The organism is Rhodococcus sp. P4_B6 (assembly GCF_056402215.1).
Genome location: NZ_JBFUHV010000316.1, coordinates 1 through 5,007, shown reverse-complemented (window position 1 = coordinate 5,007; position 5,007 = coordinate 1). Strand labels below are relative to the sequence as shown.

Annotated in this window: 4 protein-coding genes; all 4 read right to left on the bottom strand. The window is 67.5% G+C overall.

The window, feature by feature from the left end; genetic code table 11:
• The coding region (locus AC1DWT_RS49420; RefSeq protein WP_477926083.1) for a cutinase family protein at window positions 1-1,250 on the bottom strand (1,250 nt) is incomplete at its 3' end.
• A 206-nt stretch (window positions 1,251-1,456) separates the two neighbouring features.
• Window positions 1,457-2,254 (bottom strand): hypothetical protein, encoded by a 798-nt coding sequence (locus AC1DWT_RS49415; RefSeq protein ID WP_477926082.1) that lies wholly within the window; start codon window positions 2,252-2,254, stop codon window positions 1,457-1,459.
• A complete protein-coding gene (locus AC1DWT_RS49410; protein WP_477926081.1) occupies window positions 2,254-4,299 on the bottom strand; it encodes a hypothetical protein in 2,046 nt (681 codons plus the stop codon). The genes AC1DWT_RS49415 and AC1DWT_RS49410 overlap by 1 nt, the downstream gene beginning before the upstream one ends.
• Window positions 4,296-4,688, bottom strand: coding sequence for a hypothetical protein (locus tag AC1DWT_RS49405; RefSeq protein WP_242323951.1), 393 nt, complete (start codon window positions 4,686-4,688; stop codon window positions 4,296-4,298). The genes AC1DWT_RS49410 and AC1DWT_RS49405 overlap by 4 nt, the downstream gene beginning before the upstream one ends.
• Between the last annotated feature and the right edge of the window lie 319 nt (window positions 4,689-5,007).

Genomic DNA, 5,007 nt, shown 5'->3' with positions numbered 1-5,007 from the left:
TGGTCGACGACGACTTTCGGTTTGAGGACCGACAGCACGCTCGACGCGGAGGAGAGGGCATCTGCCGGGGTGGCGGCGACGGGTGCGATTTGGCTACCGAGTGATGCGGCTGTGCCCGCGAGTTGAGAGATTTCGGGTGCGGTGGCCGGCAGTGTGGTGGCGCCGTTATTGGCGAGTTTGGCTGCGGTGTTCGCGATCGTGGCCGCCGAGTCGAGTGCACCGGCCAGGTCCGCGTGGCTGGCTGTGGTGAGGACTTGTGCGGCCGCGTTTTCTGGTGTGCCCACTGGGGCTGCGGCCAGGCGCGCGGTGGCGGCGGTGTTCGCGGCGCCGGACTGCAGCAGGTCGGCAAGGGGGCTGAGTGTCTTACTCAGTGAGGTCGCGGTGTCGGCGATCTGGTTCACATCGATCGTCCCGCCGGTGTCGGTGCCGGACAGTTGCCTTCCGAGTGCGTCGACATTCGATCCGAGACCGGGCAGGTCGGCGCCACTGAAATCCGAGGTCAGCGCGGTGGCGACCGCCGCGTTCCCTCCACCGGCACCGGCACCGGTGTTGCCGGGGGTTTTCGACAGGATCGACCCGAGCGATCCGAGGAACGGGTTGGCGCCCTTGCGGATCGAGCAGTACAGGTCTTTCGGATCGCAGATCGAGGCGACCCGTCCCGACAGTTTGCCCATGCCCTGCGACCGGGGACCGGCGATCCCCTCCCCGGAGGTCTTCGGTCCGACCGTTGCGGCGCCCTTCGTGCCGGCACCGGGATCGGCGATCAGTGCCACACCGAGGACCTGGTCCGCATCGGCCGGCCCCTGATCGTTTCCGATTGCCGACGCGAGATCGCCTGCAGCGTCTGCACCCTGGGAGTATCCGGTGATCGTGATCTTCGTGCTCTGGCATTTGTCGACGTAGTTGCGCAGCACTGCGGTGGCCTTGCTCACCGCGTCGGCCTTGCTGTCGGCGTAGGTGTGGCCGTTGTCGAATGCGCGCGCCATGTACGGCAGCGTGTATGCCTGCGCGCGGGCACCGTTCTGTGCCCTGATCGCCTCCGCGACCGGGGCGAGCATGCCTACGGGCCGGTTCGGGTCGGCGTTCTCGGTGGTCTCCCACGTGCCGGGGATAAACAGGTTGAACGTCGCCGCGCAGTTGGCCGGGGCGGCGTTCGCGATCGCGGGTGCGGTAAGAGCGACGCCGACGACGACGGTCGCAGTGGCGATCAGTGCGACCGTCCGACGGGTTCTCGAACGTCTGGCGGGCATTGGCACCTCAATTACCGGAAGGGACACTGATGCCTACCTTCACCCATGTCGGYGTTTCCCCTCAACGGGGTGTCGGGGTGCCCGGCGCTCCTTTTTCGGGCGCTGACCGGCGAGAATGGGCCGGAGTCGGGTGTTTTCACCTGCGATGGAACAAGGGCCACCCGACCCGAGCCGCGGCGGGCCGGTGGGGGATGGTCCCCGGCGTTTTAGATCCAGTCGATGTGGACGGAGTCGATGTGGTCGAAATGGAATCCGAACTGGTCGCTGTACTTGTCGAAACCCTTGTTCTCCGGGTAATCGAGGGTCGCGTGCCGCTCCAGCAGCGCGACGACCCGGGCGTGATCGTCATTCGCCAACGCGGCGGCCAACTCGCGGGACTCCTCACTGGTGAACGGGGTATCCGAGTTCGCGAAATCCAGGGTGCGGACCCGGTAGTCATAGCCCTCGTCGGCGCCGTTACGGACCATGACGCCACCCTTGACCCGGATGACCGCTCTTTTCGGGGTTCCGTCCGGACGCAACACCCCGGCGCGTTTCATGATGTCCTCGGCCTTGACGGTTTTGAGTTTCTTGCTCGCATCCGCGCGCAGCTCGTTCGTCTCCCCCGACCGGTACCGGGAGACGGCGGAGCGGGACCGGCCGATCTTCGCCGCCACCGCATCGACGCCGCCGAGGCGTTCGATCGCGGCACGGCGTTGGGCACGCTCGAGAACATCGGCGTGTGGGATGCGGCCCTGTTGCGCCCACCGGCGCAACGTGCGCGCCGACGGCGGTGTGCGGCCGGCATCGATCGCGGCCTGCCGCAACCCCTCGTTACCGAGTTCCTTCCGCAGTTGCTTGACCGAGACCTTGCTGGTCAGGCCGGCCAGTCCCCCACTTTTGACCTGCTTCGATTTTTCGACACCGCTGGTCGCGGCGTTGGCAACGGAGACCTTGAGGCCGTCGAGGCCGACCGCCTCCTGCGCGGGCTTCGTGGTGCGCGGCTTCGGAAGATGCAGGGCCATCAGAGCACCCCCTCCCCTTCGTCGTCGTCGGCGTCCTCGTTGTCGGCGAAGGCCGCCTTGATCGCGAGGTTCACCTCGTGCACGTCCTGCGCCGAAGTGAAGGCGGACAGGAGTGTGTCGGTGAGGACCACGTCCTTCTCGACAGACATCTTCCCCAAAGCCTCACTCGGGTCGGCAATGTCCTCACCATCGGCAAGGAGGTACACCCAGGAGTCGGTGACGGTGCGGACCGGCCAACGATGGTGCTCGCGGGCGATCCGCATCGCCACCCGGCGGCCACGCCACCGGCAGTGCGCGATAATCGACGCACGCCACAAAGGCTGGTGGTGATGTTGCATCTGCTTCGCAGTCCACATGTCCGGGTTGACCATCCGCCCGATGTAGCCCTTGTAGCAGGTGCCGAGGAACCGCTTCGTCGCGTCGTCGTCGGTGTCCACCGCGGCCTTGCGGGCCTCGCGCAGGATCTTCGCCCACTTGTCCAGCGCCCGGCCCTGCTGCGGGTAGACCCAGGCCTCGGCGATGTCGAGGTCGTCGAGGTCCGCGCCGATCCCCCCATCCGCGACCGGTGAGCACAACCCGTCGAGGCTGACCGTGCTCACCCAGGTCTGCACCGGTTGGTCCGCGAGCATGTGCGGGTGCGGCAACGGGAGTTTCTCGGGCAGCGACAGTGTCTGCCCGGGCGGCAGGGTGATCCGCCACAGCCCGAACGGGGCACCCTTCTCCCCCACCGCCGCAGCGGCCGCCGCCCCGCCGGTCAGGTGCTGGGGTTGCCCGTAGCCGAATTCGAGCATGCCGGCCGAGGCCAGGTAGGCGGCGCGTTGGTCGATCGACACCAACCGGCTCGCCCCGTCCACATCCTGCGCGTCGGGGACGCGGGTCCATCCGACCGCGGGTTCGAGATCTCCCCGCGGCGCGCCGTCCAGCGGTGGGACCGAACCGGGGGTGGTAACGACGATGCCTTTCCCCGATCGGGTGCGTTCCCGCTTGATCTTGTCGACGAGGGCCGCGCCGGTCCGCGCGGGCGTCGGTCCCGGGAGCACCCCCAGGTGCTGGGCGCACCAGGCCAACCGGCGACCGAGCTCCCGAGCTGCCGGCAGGTCGTCGTCCGGGAGATACGTTCCGGCCGTCGGTGAGCCGAGGATCCCCATGTCACCGACCCGGTTGTGCCAACCGAAGTCCTTGTTCCAGTACGTCCACACGTACGGTTCGATCACCACATCGACCATCGAGGTGAAGTTCCCGATCGAACGGGACAGGTGCACCACGTGCCCCGGGTCGCCGCGCAACTCCCAGCCTGCATTCAGCATGGGGGTGAGGGTCGCGTGCAGGACGGCGGTCAGTTCCTGGGCGGCGCGGTTGCGGAGGGCCTCCATGTCGTCGACGTCGTCCTCGCTGCCCGGGTCGATGATCCACCCAAGCAGCTCACACGCGCCCTGTCCGACGACCCAGATCTGTGCGGGGGCACCCAACGGGGTCAGCGAGGCCCAGCGGATCAATTTGTCCAGCTTCTCCACCGAATCGACGGGACCAGTCAACTCCCGCCCCGAGGGTGTGTAAGTCCCGTCGGCGGTCACGATCAACGCATGACCATCGGCATCCTCACCGGCCGGCAGCGCCTCCCACACCGGCGGATCCGCCGCGTCGTTGCCAGCCGTGTCGCTGCCAGCCGTATCACTGCCAGCCGTATCGCTGCCAGCCGTATCGCTGCTAGCCGCGTCGTCGTGCACTTCGTCGCCGTCCACCGCAGCGCTGACGGCCGCTTCGCTGTCCGTCTCGGGTGTCGGCGGGGTCGGGGCGTCGTCGGCTTCGGCGACATCCGACCGCTCGGGCGATGCAGGGTGTGCGGCAGCGGCCGGCTCAGAATCCGCATGATCGGTTTCGACGAAGACATCAGCATCGACCGAGAAAGCGTCGTCGTCGGGGAGAACGTCGTCGTCGGGGAGAACGTCGTCGTCGGGGAGAACGTCATCGGTGGCAGAGGGAGATGTCGTCGGGGTTGTCTCGGGCAGTGCGAACAGGGGTATCTGTTCCCACGGACTGCTCATGACTCCTGCTCGGTGATCCGGCCGTCATGATCTGCCGGCGGGACGCGGTAGCGGTCGAAGAACTCCTGCAGGGCCACGTCCACGACGTTGGTCACCGTGGATTGGCGATCGTTCACCAGCCAGTTCAACCGGGCCTCCGTCGAGGCCAGGACCCGGGTATTGAGCGGAACCTTCGTCGGGCCCTTCCGCGGTTCCAGCTTCGCCGTCAATTCCGGACTCGGCGTTCCCGCACCACCGACGTCGCCCGCACCGGACGCGCGTTTCGCCGCCCCTACGGCTGCTCGTCCGGCCCCGGTCGGGCGGCGGCGGGCGCCGCCTTCGGAATTTCCTGCCTTCGCCATCCCCACCCACTCGTGTTCGGTATGCCACCCGTGTACGTGCGCGGACATCACCCTACCCACTACGCGCCTTCTTACCCGTATTTTCGCTGGCATGTTTGCGCGCAGAGTTGCGCCCAGACTGTGACGGGGTGGGGTGTTACCTCCCGCCGAGGGCATTGACGCCGCTGGTGGCGGCCTCGCCGGAGACACTGCCCGGGCAGTGTCCCAGCCGGAAACCATCATGATGCGACAACCGCGGAGTCGTCATTCCACCAGCGTGATCGGCACCCCGGGGGTGATGAACAGGTGGTGCCGGGCGCCGTCATGGGTGAGCGACATCGCCACTCCCAGGGTGTGTCCCTCGGCGAACCGTGCGAGCAGCTCGCTC